At 64.3% G+C, this 21,229-nt stretch carries 26 protein-coding genes and 1 pseudogene; 25 read left to right on the top strand and 2 right to left on the bottom strand.

What is annotated here, in order from left to right; genetic code table 11:
• Positions 1–148 precede the first annotated feature (148 nt).
• Complete coding sequence (locus FCU40_RS06310; protein ID WP_083337771.1) at positions 149–655, top strand: helix-turn-helix domain-containing protein; 507 nt, start codon at positions 149–151, stop codon at positions 653–655.
• Here FCU40_RS06310 and FCU40_RS06315 read toward each other — a convergent pair.
• Entirely contained in the window at positions 568–1,212 is a 645-nt protein-coding gene (locus tag FCU40_RS06315; protein ID WP_074551767.1) for a transporter, read from the bottom strand. The two genes, FCU40_RS06310 and FCU40_RS06315, sit on opposite strands and share 88 nt — an antisense overlap.
• A gap of 90 nt (positions 1,213–1,302) precedes the next feature.
• Entirely contained in the window at positions 1,303–1,644 is a 342-nt protein-coding gene (locus FCU40_RS06320; RefSeq protein WP_168073736.1) for a zf-TFIIB domain-containing protein, read from the bottom strand.
• A 231-nt stretch (positions 1,645–1,875) separates the two neighbouring features.
• Between FCU40_RS06320 and FCU40_RS06325 the strand changes: the two genes are divergently transcribed.
• From FCU40_RS06325 to trbG, 24 genes and pseudogenes are all read left to right on the top strand, one after another.
• Positions 1,876–2,277 carry a response regulator gene (locus FCU40_RS06325; RefSeq protein WP_168073738.1) on the top strand — a complete coding sequence of 134 codons (402 nt, stop codon included), beginning with the start codon at positions 1,876–1,878 and terminating at the stop codon, positions 2,275–2,277.
• The gene (locus FCU40_RS06330) at positions 2,274–2,663 is read left to right on the top strand and encodes a response regulator (RefSeq protein WP_168073740.1); all 390 of its coding nucleotides are present in this window, start codon (positions 2,274–2,276) and stop codon (positions 2,661–2,663) included. The genes FCU40_RS06325 and FCU40_RS06330 overlap by 4 nt, the downstream gene beginning before the upstream one ends.
• A gap of 194 nt (positions 2,664–2,857) precedes the next feature.
• The gene (locus FCU40_RS06335; protein WP_168073742.1) at positions 2,858–3,136 is read left to right on the top strand and encodes a helix-turn-helix transcriptional regulator; all 279 of its coding nucleotides are present in this window, start codon (positions 2,858–2,860) and stop codon (positions 3,134–3,136) included.
• A 48-nt stretch (positions 3,137–3,184) separates the two neighbouring features.
• Entirely contained in the window at positions 3,185–3,463 is a 279-nt protein-coding gene (locus FCU40_RS06340; RefSeq protein WP_012047181.1) for a DUF2285 domain-containing protein, read from the top strand.
• Between the two features lie 336 nt (positions 3,464–3,799).
• Positions 3,800–4,357, top strand: coding sequence for a DUF2285 domain-containing protein (locus FCU40_RS06345; protein WP_168073744.1), 558 nt, complete (start codon positions 3,800–3,802; stop codon positions 4,355–4,357).
• Between the two features lie 120 nt (positions 4,358–4,477).
• Complete coding sequence (locus FCU40_RS06350) at positions 4,478–4,762, top strand: helix-turn-helix domain-containing protein (protein WP_041751092.1); 285 nt, start codon at positions 4,478–4,480, stop codon at positions 4,760–4,762.
• An 8-nt stretch (positions 4,763–4,770) separates the two neighbouring features.
• Positions 4,771–5,550, top strand: a pseudogene (locus tag FCU40_RS06355) (replication initiator protein A); the annotation flags it as partial.
• A 272-nt stretch (positions 5,551–5,822) separates the two neighbouring features.
• Positions 5,823–6,461 carry a ParA family partition ATPase gene (gene parA / locus FCU40_RS06360; protein ID WP_168073747.1) on the top strand — a complete coding sequence of 213 codons (639 nt, stop codon included), beginning with the start codon at positions 5,823–5,825 and terminating at the stop codon, positions 6,459–6,461.
• Complete coding sequence (locus FCU40_RS06365) at positions 6,458–6,712, top strand: hypothetical protein (RefSeq protein WP_012047186.1); 255 nt, start codon at positions 6,458–6,460, stop codon at positions 6,710–6,712. Before parA ends, FCU40_RS06365 begins: the two co-directional genes overlap by 4 nt.
• Entirely contained in the window at positions 6,709–7,215 is a 507-nt protein-coding gene (locus FCU40_RS06370) for a DUF2840 domain-containing protein (RefSeq protein ID WP_168073748.1), read from the top strand. Before FCU40_RS06365 ends, FCU40_RS06370 begins: the two co-directional genes overlap by 4 nt.
• Before the next feature lie 17 nt (positions 7,216–7,232).
• Positions 7,233–7,724: a S26 family signal peptidase gene (locus FCU40_RS06375; RefSeq protein WP_206677305.1), complete on the top strand. Its 492-nt coding sequence runs from the start codon at positions 7,233–7,235 to the stop codon at positions 7,722–7,724.
• A 2-nt stretch (positions 7,725–7,726) separates the two neighbouring features.
• Positions 7,727–8,545, top strand: a complete 819-nt coding sequence (locus FCU40_RS06380) for a lytic transglycosylase domain-containing protein (RefSeq protein ID WP_241693555.1) — start codon at positions 7,727–7,729, stop codon at positions 8,543–8,545.
• Positions 8,546–8,792: 247 nt separating this feature from the next.
• Positions 8,793–10,544, top strand: coding sequence for a DUF3363 domain-containing protein (locus FCU40_RS06385; RefSeq protein ID WP_168073750.1), 1,752 nt, complete (start codon positions 8,793–8,795; stop codon positions 10,542–10,544).
• Positions 10,545–10,650: 106 nt separating this feature from the next.
• Complete coding sequence (locus tag FCU40_RS06390) at positions 10,651–12,633, top strand: conjugal transfer protein TraG (RefSeq protein ID WP_168073751.1); 1,983 nt, start codon at positions 10,651–10,653, stop codon at positions 12,631–12,633.
• A gap of 2 nt (positions 12,634–12,635) precedes the next feature.
• Positions 12,636–13,073, top strand: coding sequence for a ribbon-helix-helix domain-containing protein (locus FCU40_RS06395; RefSeq protein WP_168073752.1), 438 nt, complete (start codon positions 12,636–12,638; stop codon positions 13,071–13,073).
• A 187-nt stretch (positions 13,074–13,260) separates the two neighbouring features.
• Positions 13,261–14,178: a P-type conjugative transfer ATPase TrbB gene (trbB, locus tag FCU40_RS06400; RefSeq protein WP_074551690.1), complete on the top strand. Its 918-nt coding sequence runs from the start codon at positions 13,261–13,263 to the stop codon at positions 14,176–14,178.
• Positions 14,178–14,501 carry a TrbC/VirB2 family protein gene (locus FCU40_RS06405; RefSeq protein WP_012047194.1) on the top strand — a complete coding sequence of 108 codons (324 nt, stop codon included), beginning with the start codon at positions 14,178–14,180 and terminating at the stop codon, positions 14,499–14,501. The genes trbB and FCU40_RS06405 overlap by 1 nt, the downstream gene beginning before the upstream one ends.
• Positions 14,501–14,770, top strand: coding sequence for a VirB3 family type IV secretion system protein (locus FCU40_RS06410; protein ID WP_168073753.1), 270 nt, complete (start codon positions 14,501–14,503; stop codon positions 14,768–14,770). The genes FCU40_RS06405 and FCU40_RS06410 overlap by 1 nt, the downstream gene beginning before the upstream one ends.
• A 10-nt stretch (positions 14,771–14,780) precedes the next feature.
• Complete coding sequence (gene trbE / locus FCU40_RS06415; RefSeq protein ID WP_168073754.1) at positions 14,781–17,213, top strand: conjugal transfer protein TrbE; 2,433 nt, start codon at positions 14,781–14,783, stop codon at positions 17,211–17,213.
• Positions 17,210–17,956 carry a P-type conjugative transfer protein TrbJ gene (gene trbJ, locus FCU40_RS06420; protein WP_168073756.1) on the top strand — a complete coding sequence of 249 codons (747 nt, stop codon included), beginning with the start codon at positions 17,210–17,212 and terminating at the stop codon, positions 17,954–17,956. The genes trbE and trbJ overlap by 4 nt, the downstream gene beginning before the upstream one ends.
• Positions 17,956–18,270, top strand: coding sequence for a putative entry exclusion protein TrbK-alt (gene trbK-alt / locus FCU40_RS06425; RefSeq protein WP_168073758.1), 315 nt, complete (start codon positions 17,956–17,958; stop codon positions 18,268–18,270). Before trbJ ends, trbK-alt begins: the two co-directional genes overlap by 1 nt.
• A 5-nt stretch (positions 18,271–18,275) precedes the next feature.
• Complete coding sequence (trbL, locus tag FCU40_RS06430) at positions 18,276–19,538, top strand: P-type conjugative transfer protein TrbL (RefSeq protein WP_012047199.1); 1,263 nt, start codon at positions 18,276–18,278, stop codon at positions 19,536–19,538.
• Between the two features lie 3 nt (positions 19,539–19,541).
• Positions 19,542–20,222, top strand: a complete 681-nt coding sequence (trbF, locus tag FCU40_RS06435; protein WP_012047200.1) for a conjugal transfer protein TrbF — start codon at positions 19,542–19,544, stop codon at positions 20,220–20,222.
• Positions 20,222–21,208: a P-type conjugative transfer protein TrbG gene (gene trbG, locus FCU40_RS06440; RefSeq protein WP_012047201.1), complete on the top strand. Its 987-nt coding sequence runs from the start codon at positions 20,222–20,224 to the stop codon at positions 21,206–21,208. The genes trbF and trbG overlap by 1 nt, the downstream gene beginning before the upstream one ends.
• The last annotated feature ends 21 nt before the right edge of the window (positions 21,209–21,229 follow it).

A 21,229-nucleotide genomic window follows, 5' to 3' on the forward strand; every position in this document is an offset into this window, starting at 1 on the left:
AAAGATCCGCTGCGGGATAGAAAATGCGCACGGCGCGCTGTCGATCTCGCGGCTGGGCAGAGCCCGCCGAGAAAGAGCTCACCACTGGCAGCCCTTGATTTTTCGTGCGCAATCGCCAATTCCTCTAGTGACTAGAGGAGTGACCGTCGTGCGCCACATCTCCATCGGCGAGGCAGCCAGACACAGCGGCGTGAAAGTACCGACGATCCGCTATTACGAGCAGATCGACTTGCTGCCGGCCCCACCCCGAACCGAAGGCAATCGTCGCACGTACGATACGCGCGATCTTCACCGGCTGATGTTCATTCGCCACGCTCGCGAATTGGGGTTCGAGATCCCAGCGATACGGACCTTGCTGACCTTGCAGGATCAGCCCAATCAGTCTTGCGCGACGGCGGATGCAATCGCGAAAGCCCGCCTTGTCGAGGTCGAGCAGCGCATTGCGAGCCTAGGCGCGCTCAAGGCCGAGCTTGAGGTGATGATCGAAGGTTGCAGTCACGGACGCTTGGCGGAGTGTCGTGTCATCGAGGTGCTAGCTGACCATGGCCAGTGCATGCACCCGCACAATCAGCCGATCGCCTCCTCAACAAGCAAAAGCGCCAAGAAGCCGAAGAAGAACATCGCTGTCACCCACGGCCGATCGGGCGTTTCATGAGCTTCGATCAGCAATTCCTCGGTCACAAGGTAGAGAAGAGCGACCAGTCCGAATGCAAAGAAACCGGTCAGAATCGGGCCGGGCAGCAACGCGACCGGAGCCCCGAGTAAAGCGCCGACAGGCAGCAGGATGATCAGCCCGGCCGTTATTCCGACGATTCTGGCTTTGGAGCGAACACTCTCTCCGAGCTCCGTCGCCACAGTAAGGCCGAGAAACAGAATCTCGATCGTCAAGGCAATCGTCAACAGAATGCCAACTTTTGGGCTCGCCGCGAATCCGATCCCAAGCACCAGACCGTCGATCAGAATATCGACGGCAATTGCCGTCAACAGGCCCGCTGGCCCTTTCGCCCACTCTTCCAACTGTTTTACCAGCAGCATTGTGACGACGCCGATCGCGCCACCGATCGCCGTCGCCCAGGGCGAGCCTCGATGCATGACATCGGGCAGGATCTCGCCAGCCGCCGCCGCGAATACAACGCCGGCAGCAAAATGTTGGATCGCGCTGACCAAAGTTGCTTTCGGCCGCGCGTTCACCGCAATCACGGCGCCGATCATTGCGGCCGCAGCCGGGATCAAGGTGAATTGCCAAGCTGAGGCCACCCCAAGCACCTTATTGTTTGTTCGTTGCTCTTGTTGTTGTTGGCGTCAGTCGAATAGCCGACCGAGGAAGCCGCGTCCGTGACCACCGCGGCTGCCGTGGCCATCACGTGACCCGTGGCCACCATGACCGCCGTGCTGATCATATCCGCCCCACGGCCCCGGCGCGCTCGGTGCCTCTGAGGACGAAGGCGGTGCGGAAGACCTCTGCTGGGAAACCTGAGAGGTCTCGGCCGTGCTCCGCTCAATGATCTTGTCAAGCTCACCACGGTCCAACCATACCCCGCGGCATTTCGGGCAGTAGTCGATCTCGATGTTCTGCCGTTCGCTGATCACGAGATCGACACGGCAGACGGGGCACAACATGCCATTGCCTTCGGTTCGCTCCATCGCAAAGAACTCCTTCCTTCACCAAGCTGGAAGGAGACCCTAAATCCTCTAGTGACTAGAGGAGCAAGAGGTTCTCAGCAGGAAACCTCGCACCGCACCGGCGCCCCCTAATCCCGGTCTCACCCAATTCCGCCGACGACCACCACAGTCGCCGAAAAAAGCAACTATTATCGTCTTCGCAAGGAACGCCACAGCAAGCCCTCCGTTTTCGCTCAATAGGAGGGCATCAAAGTGTTGCCTGAGCCGGCGTTGGATCGCGAGAAACCTCATGCGCTCGTTGTCGAGGATGAAGTCCTTGTGCGCGCACTCATCGCCGACGAGTTGCGCACAGCAGGCTGCGCCGTCATCGAGGCCAACTCCGCTGACCAGGCGCTCGATTATCTCGTGGCCGGCGGCAAGGTCGATCTTATGTTCTCCGATATCCAGATGCCTGGCTCCCTCAACGGCCTGCAGCTCGCCGAGCGAGTCCGCGCAGATTTTCCGACCGTCCCAGTGATCCTCACGTCCGGAAACGATCACTTGAACAGCGAGACGATGCCCGGGCGCTTCATCGCGAAGCCATATGACATCGCACAGACAGTGGCATTGGTTTTTGTAACTTTGGGCGTCGCGCCGCCGGGAACGTCCGCGTGAGCGACACACGCATCCTTATTGTCGACAGCGACGTCCTGGTCCGCACACCGCTCGCCGAATATCTCCGCGAGTGCGGTTATCAAGTGCTGGAAGCCACCAATTCTGTAGAAGCCAAAGAGGTATTGAACAACACGGCTCGTCCCATTGACGTCGTGCTTATCGATGTCGGCGCTGAAGACCAAAGCGGATTCGCTCTCGCGCATTGGATACGCGATCGCGCCCCAGGTCCACGCGTAATCCTCGCCGGAACGATTACGGGCTCTGTCGAGAAAGCTGCGGATCTTTGTCAGGACGGACCGGCCATATCAAAACCTTATGATCACCGCCTCGTGCTGGACCGTATCCAGCGTCTTCTGGCTGCCAAAAACCGCGGCGACCAGACCTGACAGCCCTGCTAGGCGATGCGTCGGATCGCCCCCGAGCATCTCACAACCGTCCCGGCCTGACCCGAATCACCCTGCACCCCGCCCACCCGCTACTGAGGCCAAATATGGCCTCGGCGCACCGTTGCGACGACCCAGAACGACTATTATAGTCGTTTTTCTGGTGCGCGCAGATCGTCTGTCGGAGGTGATCATGAATGATCACCGGCCGACAAGTGCGGGCGGCGCGAGCCTTGCTGAATTGGACGCAAGAGATGCTCGCCGAAAAAGCCCTGGTGGCGTTGACCGCCCTCAAACGTCTGGAGTCCGAACGCGGGCTCCCGACGCACGAGAGCACGCGGGACCAAGTTCGCCGCGCGCTGGAGGCGGCGGGGATTCTTTTTGTCGAATCCGACCGTGGCCGCGGAATCATGCTGCTTCACGAAGCAAAGCCTGCAACGGCTCCAGGACGAAGGTCGGCAAACTTGAAACGTTGAAACCAGCATGTGTTAACGTTTAAGAAACCGTGTCGTCGAGGAGCTTTGATGCAGTCGCCACCCCGGGATCCAGCAGTGGATGATATCGCGCCGACAGCCGCAATCCTGACCGGCTATGACGAGCGCCACCTCGTGACATATCTCCGTCTGCTTGATGCCGACTCCGATGGCGCCGACTGGCAAGAGGTCGCAAAGCTCGTGTTGCGCATCGACCCGGCGACGGAACCCGATCGCGCACGCCGCGCCTGGGAGACGCATCTCGCCCGCGCACGATGGATGACGGAGAAGGGTTACCGCCATCTTCTCTATGGTGGAGCGCCGCACTAGAAAATAGTTCCGTGCAGACCGCGCAACACGCGCTGCTGTTGCTGTTGGTTTCAGAACACCACCTGAACGTGCATTCTCCTATCCACATCCGCGCATGAGCGGACGCTGGAGGAGACATCACAATGAGTGCTGCCGATTGGCGATCGGCGGACGCGTACCAGGAACTGCGGTTGCTCGACGCGCCGGCCTTCGCATTTGAATTCTTGCGCCGGAACTCCGAATTTCAGGAAGACCATAGGCGGCTTGCACACCGGAGCCGTGGCCGCGCTATCAATCCCTTGGATGCCGAGACGGCTGCGTTCGCCGAACGCTGGGGGGTGCGATTTCGCCCCCGAATTGCCCGACCTCCCCGCAACGGCCGCTCAATGGACAGCCAAAGCGCTCCCTCGCGTCGTCACCATCACAGATGCGCCCGACGAACTCGTCAATCCTGAACTCGGCTTGCCGCCGAGACTTCTCAGCGCACTTGCGAGAGCGGCCGCCGCACGGGCTCTAACGCTCGCCGGCACGCCGGTCCGTGTTGAATTCCTCCACACGGATGGTCCATACGCTGTGCTCCTACCGCTCGACCGGCTTTTCGAAATCCGCGTCGCGACCGCGTTACGCCTTTGGCATGGCCTCGGCGGGCGTCGAACGCCACCGGATGCCGGCGCCCTTACTCAAGAGCGCCGCAAGCGCTTCATCCTTGCGCTGCGCGCGCTCGATGCACGCCTGCTCGGAACGACATATCCGGACATCGCGGCTGGACTCTTCGAAACCGCCCCTATCACCAAACGTGACTGGATTTCGCACGAACTGCGGGATCAGACCGGCCGTCTCGTGCGGCTCGGTTTCAAGATGATGAAGGGCGGCTACCGGCAGCTTGTTCTCTATCCTTACCGGCGCCGCATCTGAGACCGGTGCGATCTCACTGCCTGCCGACATCGCACTATTTTGGCCGAGACCCCTCCGCCACCGTGATCGCTAGTAGCCGCCGTCCTCCGACGGCCGCCCCAACGATCACCGAGGTATCCCATGTCCACCACTCTCGCAGGCGTGCCGCAACGCTACCTGCGTACGCCCGAAGCGGCACGCTTCGTTGGTCTTTCCATCCGCACGCTTGAAAAGCACCGCATCTACGGCACTGGCCCGCGCTATTCGAAACTTGGCGGACGTGTCGTCTACCGCGTCGAAGACCTGCAGGAGTGGGTCGACGCAGCCGCCAAGGCGTCGACGTCCGACCCTGGCAAAGCCGTCGTCCTGCCCGCGCGCCGCCATTCGCCTGCCGAGCTCGAGCAGGCGCGTCATCCGCGCCGCTGATCACCGCCATGTCGGCGCGCCACCGCTCACGCTCCGAACGCGAGCAGCTCGAACTGTTTCGGGCGCTGCCAGGCGATCTTGCGCCGCGCGACGCCCAGGACCTCATGGCCTATCCTTTCTTCTCGCTCGCCAAGACCCATCGCATCACGCCGATCGACTACCGGAGCGGCGAGATTGCCATCCGCGTCGAGGCCGTGCCGGAGCACGGCATGGCGACCATCTGGGACGCCGATATCCTGATCTGGGCCGCCTCCCAGATCGTCCAGGCACGCGACAGCGGCCTGCGCACCTCACGCCTGATGGCGGCAACACCCTATGAGATTCTGTCGTTCATCGGTCGCGGTGACAGCGCACGCGACTATCACAGGCTGAAAGCGGCCCTCGACCGCCTTCAATCGACGACCGTCGCCACGACGCTGCGCCAGACCAACGAACGCCGCGCGCACCGCTTCTCGTGGATCAACGAATGGACGGAGCGCGCGGATGCGCATGGGCGCGCCGACGGCATCGATCTCATCGTACCGGACTGGTTCTACAAAGCTGTTCTCGACGAAGCCTTGGTGCTCACGATTGACCGCGACTACTTCAGGCTGACCGGCGGCCTGGAGCGCTGGCTTTATCGCATCGTGCGCAAGCATGCCGGTCGCCAGCGTGCAGGTTGGCGGTTCGCCTTTCGTCATCTCTACGACAAGTCCGCAAGCCTTTCGCCGTTCAAACGCTTTGCCTTCGAATTGCGCGACATCGCGCGCCGCCAGCCGCTTCCGGGCTATCGGCTCGATGTCGAGCGCGACAGCGGCGGACATGAACTGCTCGTTTTCCTTCCGGCTCGTTTGTCCACAGCAGCCTGTGGACAGCCTGTGGAAGCGGTCGTGCCATCAGGAACCACCGTTCCCGTGCCATCGGGAACCGCGCGCCCGTGCCATCAGGAACCGGAAGGCGCATTTTCAAACAGAAAATCCGCTGCTTACGACGCCCCTAACTTAGAATCTAACAAACAAGAATCTAACGATTCTGTTGTTTCCCATCGGCCCGCAGGGTGGAAAACCGATGGTGACGCGCCGTGATCGTCGCGCTGCTCAATCAAAAGGGCGGCGTCGGCAAGACGACACTCGCCTTGCACCTCGCAGGACACTGGGCCCGTCACGGAAAGCGCGTGACCCTCATCGACGCCGATCCCCAAGGATCGGCTCTCGACTGGTCCGAGCAGCGCGCCCGGCGCCACCACGCACGTTTGTTCGGCGTGGTCGGTCTCGCCCGCGATACGCTCCACCGTGAAGCTCCCGAGCTTGCCCGCGATGCGGACCATATTGTCATAGACGGCCCGCCTCGCATCGCCGCCTTGCTGCGCTCGGCGTTGCTCGCGGCCGACGCCGTTCTTGTACCGGCCCAGCCATCGCCGCTCGATGGCTGGGCGTCCGCCGAGATGCTGGCCTTGATCGCCGAAGCTCGCATCTTCCGTCCTGCCCTTGTCGCACGCTTCGTGCTCAACCGCTGTGCCGCGCGCACCGTCATCACCCGCGACACGGCGCAGAGTCTCGCTGACCACGATCCGCCGGCGCTCGCCACGCGCATCAGCCAGCGTGTGGTTTTCGCGGACGCCGCGCGCACCGGTCAGCTCGCCTTCGAGCAAAGCGCGACGAGCGCCGCTGCCCGCGAGATCGCCTCCCTCGCTGTCGAGACCGAAAGGCTCGCACCATGACGGCGCGGCGTTCGAACGGCGGCTTCGCATCCCGACCACGCGATGCGGACGCCTGGATCAAGGCGCCCGATCGCAGCGCCGGTGCGACGCCGGAGAGCGATCCCTACACGGCGCGCCTCACCGTGGACATCACGCCCGCGCTCCGCGGCCGCATCAAAATCGCGGCCTTCCAACGCGGCCAGACGGTCGCCGACATGCTGCGGGCGCTCCTCACGCGCGAATTCCCCAACACCGATGGAGAACAAACATGATGACCAATCCCGCCTTTGCACACGCGCGAGCCGGTTCGCCTGACACGCTGACGGCTGTCGAACTGACGTGGCTCGAGAAACGCATCGAGCACTGGATCAGATTCGGTCACGACACGGGCGAAACGATCATCGATCGTCGCCGACGTGTCCTCACCTTTGCGCCGCACACGATCTTGGGCTTCGTTCGCTGGGCTTCCAACGATTACGGCACGATCGTTTCACGCATCGACATCTTGCGCGCGATCGCGCCAGGCGAGGCCTATCAGACGCTGCCTTTCGTCCGTCCCGGCGGCGAGATCCTCCTGCGGATCAGCGGCTGGCCCAAAGTCGAGCGCGTCCTCGCCACGATCGACGCGGTCGAGACGCTCGGCATTGATCCTGCAGCCGTCGCGCCGGACTACTGGAGGCACGTGCACAATCGTCTCGGGGCAGGATACGAGCCTCGCCCCTACAGCCGCGACCAGCATCGCGCGTGGCTCTTGCGCGACCGGGTGCTCAAGTGACGCGGTTCGGCTACGTCATGACGACGTATCTGGTGCTGCTCGTTTCCGCCTGCAGCGCGATCTTCCCTGTCTCTCCCAAATTCATTTGGAACGCCAGCGACAGCGTGCCGATAGGCCTCTACGCCATCCACTCTGTCGGCGCGCTCCACGTCACCCAACTTGTCGTCGTGCGTCCACCGGACGCCCTGGCCCAATTCCTCTCCGACCGCCGTTATTTGCCCAAGGGCGTGCCCATGCTGAAGCGTGTGCTCGCGCTTCCAGGCCAGACGGTATGCCGCCGCCAGCGCACCATCACCGTCGACGGCATAGCGATGGGCGATGCGCTCGATCGCGACACGCACGATCGACCGCTGCCCGTCTGGCAAGGCTGCCAGCTCATTCCCGACGGCCAGGTCTTCCTCATGAACTGGCAATCCGCAGACTCGCTCGACGGCCGTTATTTCGGGCTGCTTTCCCGCACGACGATCGCCGGCCGCGCCGACCCGATATGGACGCGGGAGGAGGACTGACCGTGCTTCACCTCCAGCCGTCCCGCGGCCGAGCTTCGTCGGCGCACGGTCGATCCCCCTTCTCCTTTCCGGCCTGCCGATCCGGACAGCCATCGCATCTTCGCATCGCGCTGATCAGCGCATGTCTGTCTGCCACGGTGATCGCGGCTGGCGGGCCGGTGCGCGCCCAATCGACGCCCATCCGTCATATCGCGCGCGTTGCAGATGCCACACGCTTTGCAGCGTTCGTGGCCGAGGCCTCGCAGCGCTTCGGTATTCCGACAACTTGGATACGGGCCGTGATGCGCGCCGAGAGCTTTGGCGACGTGCACGCGATATCGCCGAAAGGGGCGATGGGCTTGATGCAGATCATGCCGCAAACCTGGGTGACACTGCGACAACGCTACCATCTCGGCGCTGATCCCTACGACGTCCATGACAACATCATCGCCGGTGCCGGCTATCTGCGCGAACTGCACGACCGCTATGGAATTCCCGGCTTCCTCGCGGCCTACAACGCCGGTCCAGCGCGCTGGGAAGATCATCTCGCCACCGGCCGCCCGTTGCCGGCGGAAACGCGCGCTTACCTGACCAGGCTCGCGCCCATTGTCGGTGGCAGCGCGACCGACGACACGACATTGCTCGCGTCCGTCGTCCGATCATGGACCGAGGCATCGTTGTTTCCAAAACAGCCGTCCACCGCATCGGACGACACAACGAAGACCGGCGGGCCGCAGTCGTCCAACGCGCCGAGCGTCCGTTCGCCGCAGGATTGGACAGGACTCGCACCGCAAGCTGACGGGCTCTTCGTCGTGCTGTCGTCTGATCGACGAACCCCATGAGCGGTGTCAGTTTGGCAGGTGCATTGAACTGCGTACTCCGACAGTTGCTAGGGTCGGAAGGTCGGCAGAGGAACCACAACCAGGGACGGCAAGGGAAAAGGCCGGCCTTCGGCGCGGCTTATGTGGTTAGTTGTATTGGACAATTTACCGATATCACCGACTACCCCTGCTGGCGCTCACCTCGATTTGTCCAAGCAAATCAATGTCTGCACCGCCGTCGCACGCCTGAACACCCGGATTCGGCCCGATGACGACGCGCGACGACGACCTGCGCATCCGGCCCGGCCGCATCCAGCATGGCAACCGCGGCGGCAAACGTCCGCAGACATTCGTCGGCGAGGTGATGCGGGCCGCGAAGAAGGCCGGGCATGTCGGGAACAGCTTCCGCTCCGGCCAGGGGCGGAGCCGCTCCCGCTTCGGTCGTGGCCGGCGCGCCGCGGTCTCGATCCGGCTGCGCTCGAATGCCCGGCGCGTCGTCACCAAGGCGCGCGTCGTCCGCCACCAGGGTCCCCGATTCCGCTCGGCGCCTTTGCCGAAGCACATCGCCTATCTCAAACGCGAAGGCGTCACCAAAGACGGTCAGCCGGCGCGGATGTTCGATGCGGCCGGAGACGAAGCCGACGAGCGTGCGTTCGCCGAGCGCTGCAAGGACGATCGCCACCATTTCCGCTTCATCGTCTCTCCAGAGGATGCGGCCGAGATCGGCGACCTCAAGACGTTCACGCGCGAGCTGGTCGCCGACATGGAAAGGGACCTCGGCACCCAGCTCGACTGGGTCGCCGTCGATCACTGGAACACCGACAATCCCCATGTCCACCTCCTGATCCGCGGCCGCGCCGATGACGGCCAGGATCTGGTGATCAGCCGCGACTATATCAGCCGAGGAATCCGCGACCGGGCCGCCGAGCGGATCACGCTCGAACTTGGTCCGCGCACTGAACCGCAAATCCACAGCGCGCTTCAACGCGAGGTGGAGGCCGAGCGCTGGACAAGTCTCGATCGGGCGCTGCGCGACATTTCGGACGAATGCGGCGGCGTCGCAGATCTTCGGCCTGGTCCGAACGCCGAGGATCCGGAGCTGCGTCGACTGTTGCTCGGACGGGCGGCCAAGCTCGAACGTCTCGGCTTGGCCGATCCGGTTGGCCCGGCCTGCTGGACCCTCAAGCCCGGCCTCGACGGAACGCTGCGCCAGCTCGGTATCCGCGGCGACATCATCAAGACGATGCACCAAGCCATGAGCCGAAGCGGATCAGAACCGGACGTCAGCCGCTTCGCGCTGCATGGCGACGAGCCTTCCCATCCGGTGCTGGGCCGACTCGTCCAGCGTGGTCTCGATGATGAGCTCAAGGGCACGGCCTACGTCATCGTCGCCGGCGTCGATGGCCATACCCACCATTTGAGGTTTGCAGACCTCGAATTCACCGGCGATGCCACGCCCGGCGCGATCGTCGAGGTGCGCGCTTATGACGATCCCGATGGACGACGACGGCTATCGCTCGCGACCAGGTCGGATCTGTCCATTTCTGATCAGGTCGGGGCATCGGGAGCGACCTGGCTCGATCGTCAGCTTCTTGCGAAAGACCCACCGCTCAGCGGCAGCGGCTTCGGCGCCGAAGTCCGCGACGCGATGGATGCCCGCGCTGATTACCTGGTCGAGGAAGGCCTGGCCAGACGACAGGGCCAGCGCGTGATCTTCGCCCGCGATCTCCTTTCGACACTCCAGCGGCGCGAGCTTGAGGAGGCCACGGCCAGATTATCAGCCGACACGGGTCTGGCGTACCACCCGGCCGCTGAAGGCGAGCGTGTCGCTGGCGTTTATCGCGAACGGGTGACACTCGCGTCGGGGCGCTTCGCCATGATCGATGATGGGTTGGGATTCCAACTCGTGCCGTGGCGTCCGGCTTTGGAAAAGAACCTCGGCCGCGAAGTCCGCGGCGTCATGGCGCCGGGCGGACGAGTCGACTGGGACCCGGGACGGAAACGGGGACTGGGCCTGTGAAGGCGCGCCTGCGGTGCATCCGATTTCTGACCCAGCGTGTCCGGCCCTTTGATCCCATACGGTTCGTGCTTGCAGGAAGCGATCGCGGAAGCGCTGGTGTGGCGCCATGAACCCGACCAAAATACTCTGGCTGCAAGTCTTCGTTGTGTGCTCGACCACACTCGGCTTCGTCTGGGCCGCGACGCAATGGACGGCGTGGCAGCTTGCCTTCCAGCCGCAGCTCGGCAGCCCCTGGTTCTCGCTCTTCGGATGGCCGGTCTATTTCCCGGCGGCCTTCTTCTGGTGGTGGTTCTCTTTCGACGCTTACGCACACGACATTTTCGTCACCGGCGGCTTCATCGCTGGCGCAGGCGGGGTCGCTGCCTTCGTCGTCGCTGTCGCCATGTCGGTCTGGCGTGCGCGCGAGGTAAAGCGCGCCACGACCTACGGTTCGGCTCGCTGGGCCGAGGAACGCGAGATCCGCGCAGCCGGCCTTCTTCACCCAGACGGCGTGTTGCTCGGCCGCTGGCACGGAGCCTACCTCCGTCATCATGGACCCGAGCATGTGCTGTGTTTCGCACCGACCCGAAGCGGCAAGGGCGTCGGTCTTGTTGTTCCGACGCTGCTGACCTGGCCGGGAAGCTGCATCGTCCATGACATCAAGGGGGAGAACTGGACGCTCACCGCCGGCTGGCGTGCGCGGTTCGGCCGCGTGGTCCTGTTCGATCCGACCAATCCGCAAAGCAGCGCTTACAATCCTTTGCTCGAGGTCCGGCGCGGCGAGTATGAAGTCAGAGACGTCCAGAACATCGCCGACGTGCTGGTTGATCCCGAAGGGGCGCTCGAACGCAGGAACCATTGGGAGAAGACCAGCCACTCGCTTCTGGTCGGCACGATCCTGCATGTCCTTTACGCCGAACCCGACAAGACGCTCGCCGGCGTCGCCAATTTCCTCTCCGATCCGAAGCGACCAATCGAGAAGACGCTTCGGGCGATGATGACCACGCCGCATCTCGGCGAGAAGGGAGTCCATCCCGTCGTCGCCAGCGCCGCGCGAGAGCTGTTGAACAAGAGCGAGAACGAACGCAGCGGCGTACTGTCGACCGCGATGTCCTTCCTGGGCCTCTATCGAGATCCGGTGGTCGCGGCGGTCACACAACGCTGCGACTGGCGCATCCGCCACCTGGTCGAGGCTGAGCATCCTGTGACGCTCTATCTCGTCGTGCCACCCTCGGACATCAGCCGCACGAAACCGCTCGTGCGCCTCATCCTCAACCAGATCGGAAGACGGCTAACCGAAGAGCTAGAGAACAAGCGGCGGCGACATCGCCTGCTGCTGATGCTCGATGAGTTTCCCGCGCTCGGCAGGCTCGACTTCTTCGAGTCGGCATTGGCGTTCATGGCGGGCTATGGATTGAAATCCTTCCTGATCGCGCAGTCGCTGAACCAGATCGAGAAGGCGTACGGTCAGAACAATTCCATCCTGGACAATTGCCACGTGCGCGTCTCGTTCGCCAGCAACGACGAACGCACAGCGAAACGCGTGTCGGATGCACTTGGCACGGCCACCGAAATCCGAGCGATGAAAAACTATGCCGGCAGCCGACTCAGTCCGTGGCTTGGACATCTGATGATCTCCCGGCAAGAAACCGCGCGGCCGCTGTTAACTCCCGGCGAGATCATGCAACTCCCGCCCGACGACGAGATCGTCATGATATCGGGGAGTGCGCCCGTCCGGGCGAAGAAAGCTCGGTATTACGAAGACCCCGAGCTCGCCGGGCGGATTCTTCCGCCGCCCAGATCATCGGGCGGAAACGCTGTTCTTCAACCGCCAGCCCCCAACACGTCCCAGGTGAATACCTGGAGCGGCGCGATCGCGTCAGCGCCAACCGCCGCAGAGACGGACGATCCGGACAATGCGGGAATCCGACGCGAACCCGAACTTCCGGACCACGAGGAGATTGTTCCCGAGCCACGAAAGCCGGTGCAGGAATTCGAGCCCGTCGAGGACGAGCCAGACGACGACGCCCAGCGCCAGCGGATCATGCAGCGCAATTTCGGCAGCGCGCGACAAATCTCGCTCGACGCGGACGATGACATGCAGATGTAGCCGTGCGCACGAAGCACACCTTTCGGCTTCCACCCGACCTGGCTACAAGGCTCGCCGATTACGCCGCCCGCAAGCGCGTGCCGCAGGCGTTGATCGTCGAGGCAGCGCTCGCCTCTTATCTTTCGCCCGATGCCGCGGACCGACTCGAAGCGGCGCTCGCGCGACGCCTGGACCGTATGGTCCGCGACATGGAGCGCATCGAGCGCCACGTCACGATCTCGAATGAAGCGCTCGCGGTGTTCGTCCGGTTTTGGCTGACCAGCACGCCGCCGCTGCCTGACACGGCGCTTGCCGCCGCGCAAACAAAAGGACGAGAGCGCTACGAAGGTTACATCGAAGCGCTCGGCCGTCGTCTCGCGCGCGGTCACAAACTAGCTGACGAGGTGATTCGCGACGTGCCAGCGCAAAAGGAGGGTTCAGCAGACACGCAGTCAGAATAGCGATCGTCCTTCTCGCTTGTCATTCTATCCCAGAGCCCTCCCGCCTCCTTGTTGTTGTTGCGGAGTCCCAGTTCCGGCTCTTTCTACTCAACCCCGCTGACATCTGCGCCTCCACAGGAGGCTAATTTGCGGGGCTCTTGTGACGACGATCTCCCTCCGATCTGAAGTATTCGCCCGAGGCGCGCGCATGCTGCGCACGGCGCTTGGTCCGGCGATCTCCGGCTATCTCGAAGATCCCAGCATCGTCGAGGTGATGCTCAACCCTGACGGTCGCCTCTGGATCGATCGGCTGTCAGGCGGTCTTGAAGACACCGGCTGTCGCGTCACGCCCGCGGACGCCGAGCGCATCGTGCGCCTGGTCGCGCACCATGTCGGGGTCGAAGTGCATGCCGGCAGCCCGCGCGTCTCGGCGGAATTGCCGGAAAGCGGGGAGCGGTTCGAGGGCCTGGTGCCGCCCGTGGTGGCTGCGCCGTGCTTTGCCATCCGGCGGCCGGCCGTCGCCGTTTACACGCTCGGCGACTACGTCGAGGCCGGCATCATGTCGGCCGACCAGGCCGAGCTGCTCCGCGCGGCCGTGCGCGACCGAAAGAACGTGCTGGTCGCCGGCGGGACGAGCACCGGCAAGACGACGCTGGTCAACGCGATCCTCGCAGAAGTCGCCAAGACCGGCGACCGCATCGTGCTCATCGAGGATACGCGCGAGTTGCAATGCGCCGCGCCGAACCTCGTGGCGCTGCGCACCAAGGACGGGGCTGCGTCGCTGTCTGATCTGGTCCGCTCGTCGCTGCGCCTGCGGCCCGACCGCATCCCGATCGGCGAGGTTCGCGGGGCAGAGGCGCTCGATCTTCTGAAAGCCTGGGGCACGGGACACCCCGGGGGCGTGGGCACGCTGCACGCAGGCTCCGCCATCGGCGCACTGCGCCGGCTCGAACAGCTCATCCAGGAAGCCGTGGTCACCGTTCCGCGCGCGCTCATCGCCGAGACGATCGACCTCATCGCGGTCCTCGCCGGCCGCGGCTCCGCGCGCCGGCTCGCCGAGCTCGCCGCGGTGAAGGGCCTCTCGCCCGCCGGCGACTACGTCCTCACCCCCGCAGGAGAACCGTGATGTTAATCAAGGATGCCCGCCGTGCGTTCGCCACGGCAACCGCCTTCGTCTTCGTCGCCCTCGCGACCGCGCCGGCCTATGCGGCCGGATCGAACATGCCGTGGGAGCAGCCGCTCAACCAGATCCTGGAGAGCATCCAAGGGCCCGTGGCCAAGGTCGTGTCGGTGATCATCATTATCGTCACCGGTCTGACGCTCGCCTTCGGCGAGACCAGCGGCGGCTTCCGTCGCCTCATTCAGATCGTCTTCGGCCTCAGCATCGCCTTCGCAGCGTCGAGCTTCTTCCTGACCTTCTTCCAGTTCGGCGGCGGGGTGACGGTGTGATGGAGCAAGATGGCGTCATCGCCGGCTTCTATGCGCCCGTTCACCGAGCGTTGACCGAGCCGATCCTCTTGGGCGGCGCGCCGCGCGCCGTGGCGATCGTGAACGGCACGCTTGCTGCCGCGATCGGGCTCGGTCTTCGGCTCTGGATCGTCGGCGGCCTCATCTGGCTTGTCGGTCACATCGCCGCCGTTTGGGCGGCGAAGCGTGACGCCGCCTTCGTCGACGTCGTGCGTCGGCATCTGCGTTATCCGCAGCACATGGTCTCGTGAGGTTCGCCCAATGATGAACCTTGCCGAGTATCGTCGCCATAACCAGAGCCTCGCCGACTTCCTGCCGTGGGCGGCGCTCGTCGCCAAGGGCGTTGTTCTCAACAAGGATGGCTCCTTCCAGCGCACCGCACGCTTTCGCGGTCCAGACTTAGATTCTTCCACGCCTGCCGAGCTGGTGGCCATCACGTCGCGTCTCAATAACGCGTTGCGTCGCCTTGGTTCCGGCTGGGCCGTGTTCATTGAGGCCCAGCGTGTGCCGGCGCACAGGTATCCGTCAACTCAATTTCCGGATCCCGTTTCGGCGCTGGTCGATGCCGAGCGTCGAGCCCAATTCGAAGAAGAAGGCGCGCATTTCGAGAGCGGCTACTTCCTGACACTGCTCTGGCTGCCGCCCGCCGATGACGCGGCCCGCGCGGAAGCTTGGCTCTATGAGAACCGCGCCCAGGGCGCCGCCGACTGGCGTGCCACGCTCGAAGGCTTCGTCGACCGCACCGATCGCGTGCTCGCGCTGCTCGAAGGCTTCATGCCGGAATCGGATTGGCTCGATGACGCCGAGACCCTGACCTACCTGCATTCCTGCATCTCGACGCGGCGCCAGCGCGTGCGCGTGCCGGAAACGCCGATGTACCTCGACGCCATCCTGGTGGACGAGGACCTGACGGGTGGCCTCGAACCACGGCTCGGCCGCGCACATCTGCGCACGCTCACCATCATGGGCTTTCCATCACAGACCTGGCCGGGCCTGCTCGACGACCTCAATCGCCTGGCGTTTTCCTATCGCTGGGCGACACGCGCCATCTGCCTCGACAAGACCGACGCGGCCAAGCTCCTCGGCAAGATCCGCCGTCAGTGGTTCGCCAAGCGCAAGAGCATCATGGCGATCCTCAAGGAGGTGATGACCAACGAGGCGTCGGTGCTGATGGACTCCGACGCCGCCAACAAGGCGCTCGATGCCGACGCCGCTCTGCAAGAACTTGGCACCGACCTCGTCGGCGAGGCCTACGTCACCGCCACTGTTACCGTCTGGGACGATGATCCGCGGATCGCGGACGAGCGCCTTCGCCTGGTCGAGAAGGCCATTCAGGGCCGCGACTTCACCTGCATGCGCGAAGGCGTCAACGCGATCGAAGCCTGGCTTGGGTCTCTCCCAGGGCATGTCTACGCCAATGTCCGGCAGCCGCCGATCTCCACGCTCAACCTCGCGCACATAATGCCGTTTTCGGCGGTTTGGGCCGGGCCGGAACGGGACGAGCACTTCCAGGCGCCGCCGCTTCTCTTCGCCAAGACCGAGGGATCGACCCCGTTCCGCCTCAGCCTACATGTCGGGGATGTCGGCCACACCTTGATCGTCGGCCCGACGGGCGCCGGCAAGAGTGTGCTGCTCGCGTTGATGGCCTTGCAGTTCCGGCGCTATGCCGGTGCACAGGTCTTCGCCTTCGACTTCGGCGGCAGCATCCGGGCGGCGGCGCTCGCGATGGGCGGCGATTGGCACGATCTCGGCGGAGCGCTCTCCGACAGCGCCGCCGAGCCCGTCGCGCTCCAACCGCTCGCGCGGGTCGATGATCCCGGAGAGCGCGCGTGGGCCGCCGAATGGGTCGCGGCGCTCCTCGGTCGCGAGTCCGTCACCGTCACTCCGGAACTGAAGGAACACCTATGGTCAGCGCTGACTTCGCTTGCGTCCGCGCCTATCCAGGAGCGCACCATCACCGGGCTCTCGGTGCTCCTGCAATCAAATGCCCTGAAACAGGCGATCCAGCCCTACACCGTGGCAGGCCCCTGGGGACGACTGCTCGACGCGGAAACGGAGCGGCTCGGCGAAGCCGAAGTCCAGGCTTTCGAAACCGAAGGGTTGATCGGCGCGGGCGCGGCTCCAGCCGTCCTATCCTATCTCTTCCATCGCATCGAAGATCGCTTCGACGGCCGACCCACCTTGCTCATCGTCGACGAGGGTTGGCTCGCCCTCGACGATCCCGGCTTCGCCGGGCAATTGAGAGAGTGGCTGAAGACGCTTCGGAAAAAAAATGCCAGCGTCATCTTTGCCACGCAGTCGCTTGCCGACATCGACGGCAGTGCGATCGCACCAGCCATCATCGAGAGCTGCCCGACCCGCATCCTGCTTCCCAACGAGCGCGCGCTCGAGCCGCAGATCGCGGCGATCTACCAGCGCTTCGGTCTCAACGATCGCCAAATTGAGATTCTGAGCCGCGCGACGCCGAAGCGCGAATATTACTGCCAGTCGCGGCGCGGCAATCGCCTATTCGAACTCGGGCTGTCCGAAGTCGCGCTCGCCTTCACCGCCGCCTCGGCGAAATCCGATCAGACCGCCATCGAAGAGCTGCTCGCGGAACACGGCCGCGGCGGCTTCACCGCCGCCTGGCTGCGTCGAAAGGATCTCGACTGGGCAGCGGACATGCTCACCCACAACCAGGAGACCACGTCATGATCCGTCACCGCTTGCGCGCCTTGCTCATCGCAGGCGCCGCCGCTTTCACCATTACGGCCTTCGCCAGCGGACCGGCGCGTGCGCAATGGATCGTGTTCGATCCGACCAATTATGCGCAGAACATCCTGACCGCCGCGCGTGAGCTTCAGCAGGTCAACAATGAAATCCAGATGCTGGAGAACCAGGCGACGTCGCTGATCAATCAGGCGCGCAATCTCGCAAGCCTGCCGTACTCGTCGCTCACGCAGCTTCAGCAGCAGATCACCCAGACCCAGCAGCTCCTCGCGCAGGCGCAGCGCATCGCCTACAGCGTCTCAAGCATCGACCAGTCGTTCACGCAGACCTATCCGCAGGCCTATCCCAGCGGGACGTCGTCGCAGCAGCTTCTCACGGATGCGAAGAGTCGCTGGCAGAACGCACTCGCCGGGTTCCAAGATACGATGCGCGTGCAAGCCGGCGTTGTGAGCAATCTCAACACCACGCGGACGCAGATCAACGCTTTGGTGTCCTCCAGCCAGTCGGCGACCGGCGCGCTGCAGGCCGCACAGTCGGGCAATCAGCTCGTGGCGCTTCAGACCACGCAGCTTGCGGACCTGACCGCGCTGATGGCGTCGATCGCACGCGCGCAGAGCCTCGATGCCGCGCGGACCCTTGAGACGCAGGCGCAGGCACAAGCGCAGACACAGGCATTCCTCAACTACGGCGCTGGTTACCAAGCCGGCTCCGCGCAGATGTTCCATTGATGCGAACCCGGCTTCTCAATCTGCCTGCTGTCGGCCGGGCTGTCGGCTTTTTGCTTGTCGCCATCGCGATCGTCGCGGCGGCACTGCACTTCCACACATCGCCTCCACGCCTCGAGCCGCGTGCGATGGAGAAACACACGCCCGACTCGCTCGCCGAAGAGCTCAAGCGGTGTCAGCTCATCGCCGACCAGGCCAAGGACGATCCGGCCTGCGAGGCGGCCTGGGCTGAAAACCGCCGCCGCTTCTTCACCTATACGCCGGCCTCCGGACCGAAGAACCCGACTCCGGCTCCAGCCAAGAACACCGACAGGTAAGCATCATGGGCGGCACGGGAGTCATCGACAATTTCCTGGGCACCTTCACCCAGTATATCGATTCCGGCTTCGGCCTCGTTCAAGGTGACGTGCGCTGGCTCGCCAGCGTCCTCATCGCCATCGACATCACGCTGGCGGGGCTCTTCTGGGCGATGGCGCCCGACGAGGACGTGCTCGCGCGCCTGATCCGCAAGACGCTCTATATCGGCCTCTTCGCCTTCATCATCGGCAACTACAACAATCTCGCGCAGATCATCTACAACAGCTTCGCCGGCCTCGGGATCAAGGCCGGTGGCGGCACGATGAGCGCTGCGCAGCTCCTGCAGCCCGGCAAGATCGCCGAGGTCGGGATCGATGCCGGCAAGCCGATCCTCACCGCCATCTCCGGTATGATGGGCTTCACCAGCGTCTTCGCCAATCTGGTGCAGATCGTCATTCTTCTGGTCGCGTGGCTGATCGTCGTCATCAGCTTCTTCGTCATGGCGATCCAGCTCTTTGTGAGTTTGATCGAGTTCAAGCTGACGACGTTGGCCGGTTTCGTACTCGTGCCGTTCGGGCTCTTTGGCCGCACGGCCTTCCTCGCCGAACGGGTGCTGGGCAACGTGGTGTCCAGCGGGATCAAGATTCTCGTGCTCGCCGTCATCATCGGCATCGGCTCCACGATCTTCAATCAATTCACCAGCGGCTTCAACAATCCGCCGACCATTTCCGACGCGCTGACGCTGATCCTCGCAGCGCTCTCGCTCCTTGGCCTCACGATCTTCGGTCCAGGCATCGCCAATGGCCTGATCGCGGGCGGACCGCAGCTCGGCGCCGGCGCGGCTGTCGCGACAGGATTGGGAGCGGCCGGGATCGGAGCGGCCGGCATTGCGGCGACCGCCGGGGGTGTCGCCGCGGCCGGCGGCGCGATCGCCGGGACGGCGCGCGCGGGAGCCGCGGTCGCGGGCGGCGCCAGCGCCGCATATCGCGCGGGTGGGGCAGCGGGTGTCGCCCAAGCTGCCGGCTCAGTCGCCATGAGCCCACTGCGCCGCGCCGCCAGCAGCCTTCAAGAAAGCTTCGCCTCTGGCGAGCGTGCCGTCATGAGCGGCGGCGCGCGCTCGTCGTCATCCGCCGGCGCGTCCGCCGCGTCGGACAGCCCGCCAGCATGGGCCCAGCGCATGAAGCGCGGCCAGACCATCAACCGCGGCGTCACCGCCGCCGACCACGCAATCCGCTCCGGTGATCGGGCAAGCGGCGGGCATCAGGTCGATCTTTCCGAGGGGGAATAGCTCATGTTCCGACGATCGACCGTGCGCTATGGCAAGACGCCGGACGCGGAGACGCCATATCAAAAGGCCGGCCAGGTCTGGGACGAGCGGATTGGCTCCGCGCGCGTTCAGGCCAAGAACTGGCGCCTGGCTTTCTTCGGCGCACTCGTTCTCAGCGGTGGGCTCGCCGGCGGCCTGGTCTGGCAATCGGCCCGCGGCACCATCACGCCTTGGGTTGTGCAGGTTGACAAGCTCGGCCAGGCCCAGGCCGTCGCGCCCGCCACCGCGGACTACCAGCCGACCGACCCGCAGATCGCGTGGCACTTGGCGCGCTTCATCCAGGAAGTGCGCGGCATCCCCGCCGACCCCGTGGTGCTGCGTCAGAACTGGCTCGACGCCTACAACTACGTCACAGACAAGGGGGCGCTCGCGCTCAATGACTATGCGCGGACGAGCGATCCGTTTTCCAAGGTCGGCAAGAACCAGGTCTCCGTCGACGTCGCGAGCGTCATCCGCGCCTCCGACTCCAGCTTTCGCGTCGAATGGACGGAGCGTCATTACATCGACGGCGCGCTCGCCTCGACTGAGCGATGGAGCGCCATCCTCACCATCGCGCTGCAGATGCCGACCGACGCCGATCGGCTGAAGAAGAATCCGCTCGGCGTCTACGTCCACGCCCTCAATTGGTCAAAGGAGCTCGGCTGATGCGCCCGCTTGCGATCTCGTCGCTCTTACTTGCGTCTGTCTCCCTCGGCGCCTGCGCCACAGCCTGGAAACCGCCGCAGATCAGCTACGACAACACGCCGAAGCCCGCGGTGCTGCAGGCCGAGCCGCCCAAGCCCATTCAGATCGTCGAGGTGCCGAAGCCGTTGCCGCTGCCCGGACAACTCAAGCCGCTGCCCGGGAATACGAAGCGCGCTCCCGAACCTGCGGATCCGCATGCTCGCGTCGATCAGGCCAATGGCGCGGCCCGCGTCCAGCCGACACGGGCAGGCTATCTCAACGCTATCCAGGTCTACCCCTTTTCCGATGGCGCGCTGTATCAGGTCTATGCCGCGCCGGGCCAAATCACCGACATCGCGCTCGAGCCGGGCGAGCAGTTGACGGGCTCAGGGCCCGTCGCTGCCGGAGATACCGTGCGGTGGATCATCGGCGACACCGAGAGCGGCGCCGGGCCAGCCAAACGTGTCCACATCCTGGTGAAGCCCACCCGTGCGGATCTCATCACCAACCTTGTCATCAATACAGACCGTCGGACCTATCACCTCGAGCTGCATTCCGACGACAAGACGTATATGGCGTCGGTCTCTTGGGCTTATGCGCAGGATCAGCTCATCGCGCTGCGCCAGCAGAATGCGGCCGCCGAGGCCGCTGCCCCCGTCGCAACCGGCGTCGACATCAATGCACTGAACTTCCGCTATCGCATCGAGGGCGATACTCCGCCGTGGCGGCCGCTGCGCGCCTTCGATGACGGCCGGCAGGTGTTCATCGAATTCCCGACCGGCATCTCACAGGGTGAGTTGCCACCGCTCTGGGTGATCGGCGCGGAAGGCGACGGCCAGCTCGTCAACTACCGTGTCCGCGGCAATCACATGATCGTCGACCGCCTGTTCGCTGCGGCGGAGCTGAAGCTCGGCGGCAAGCACCAGGAGCTGGTGCGCATCGTCCGCACCGATGGGAGGCCGCGGTGACGGACGAAGCCAGGGATGACG

This window comes from Caulobacter sp. SSI4214 (assembly GCF_012184455.1).
GTDB lineage: Bacteria > Pseudomonadota > Alphaproteobacteria > Caulobacterales > Caulobacteraceae > Caulobacter > Caulobacter vibrioides_E.

Coding starts and splice junctions, on each gene's coding strand:
- FCU40_RS06340 (WP_012047181.1), top strand. CDS start 3,185: ATGCAGTCGCCACCCCGGGATCCAGCAGTGGATGATATCGCGCCGACA.
- trbB (WP_074551690.1), top strand. CDS start 13,261: ATGCTGCGCACGGCGCTTGGTCCGGCGATCTCCGGCTATCTCGAAGAT.
- trbE (WP_168073754.1), top strand. CDS start 14,781: ATGATGAACCTTGCCGAGTATCGTCGCCATAACCAGAGCCTCGCCGAC.
- FCU40_RS06405 (WP_012047194.1), top strand. CDS start 14,178: ATGTTAATCAAGGATGCCCGCCGTGCGTTCGCCACGGCAACCGCCTTC.
- FCU40_RS06315 (WP_074551767.1), bottom strand. CDS start 1,212: ATGATCGGCGCCGTGATTGCGGTGAACGCGCGGCCGAAAGCAACTTTG.
- FCU40_RS06365 (WP_012047186.1), top strand. CDS start 6,458: ATGACGGCGCGGCGTTCGAACGGCGGCTTCGCATCCCGACCACGCGAT.
- FCU40_RS06375 (WP_206677305.1), top strand. CDS start 7,233: ATGACGACGTATCTGGTGCTGCTCGTTTCCGCCTGCAGCGCGATCTTC.
- trbL (WP_012047199.1), top strand. CDS start 18,276: ATGGGCGGCACGGGAGTCATCGACAATTTCCTGGGCACCTTCACCCAG.
- FCU40_RS06335 (WP_168073742.1), top strand. CDS start 2,858: ATGATCACCGGCCGACAAGTGCGGGCGGCGCGAGCCTTGCTGAATTGG.
- trbF (WP_012047200.1), top strand. CDS start 19,542: ATGTTCCGACGATCGACCGTGCGCTATGGCAAGACGCCGGACGCGGAG.
- trbJ (WP_168073756.1), top strand. CDS start 17,210: ATGATCCGTCACCGCTTGCGCGCCTTGCTCATCGCAGGCGCCGCCGCT.
- FCU40_RS06390 (WP_168073751.1), top strand. CDS start 10,651: ATGAACCCGACCAAAATACTCTGGCTGCAAGTCTTCGTTGTGTGCTCG.
- trbG (WP_012047201.1), top strand. CDS start 20,222: ATGCGCCCGCTTGCGATCTCGTCGCTCTTACTTGCGTCTGTCTCCCTC.
- FCU40_RS06410 (WP_168073753.1), top strand. CDS start 14,501: ATGGAGCAAGATGGCGTCATCGCCGGCTTCTATGCGCCCGTTCACCGA.
- FCU40_RS06385 (WP_168073750.1), top strand. CDS start 8,793: ATGACGACGCGCGACGACGACCTGCGCATCCGGCCCGGCCGCATCCAG.
- FCU40_RS06350 (WP_041751092.1), top strand. CDS start 4,478: ATGTCCACCACTCTCGCAGGCGTGCCGCAACGCTACCTGCGTACGCCC.
- trbK-alt (WP_168073758.1), top strand. CDS start 17,956: ATGCGAACCCGGCTTCTCAATCTGCCTGCTGTCGGCCGGGCTGTCGGC.
- FCU40_RS06370 (WP_168073748.1), top strand. CDS start 6,709: ATGATGACCAATCCCGCCTTTGCACACGCGCGAGCCGGTTCGCCTGAC.
- FCU40_RS06320 (WP_168073736.1), bottom strand. CDS start 1,644: ATGGAGCGAACCGAAGGCAATGGCATGTTGTGCCCCGTCTGCCGTGTC.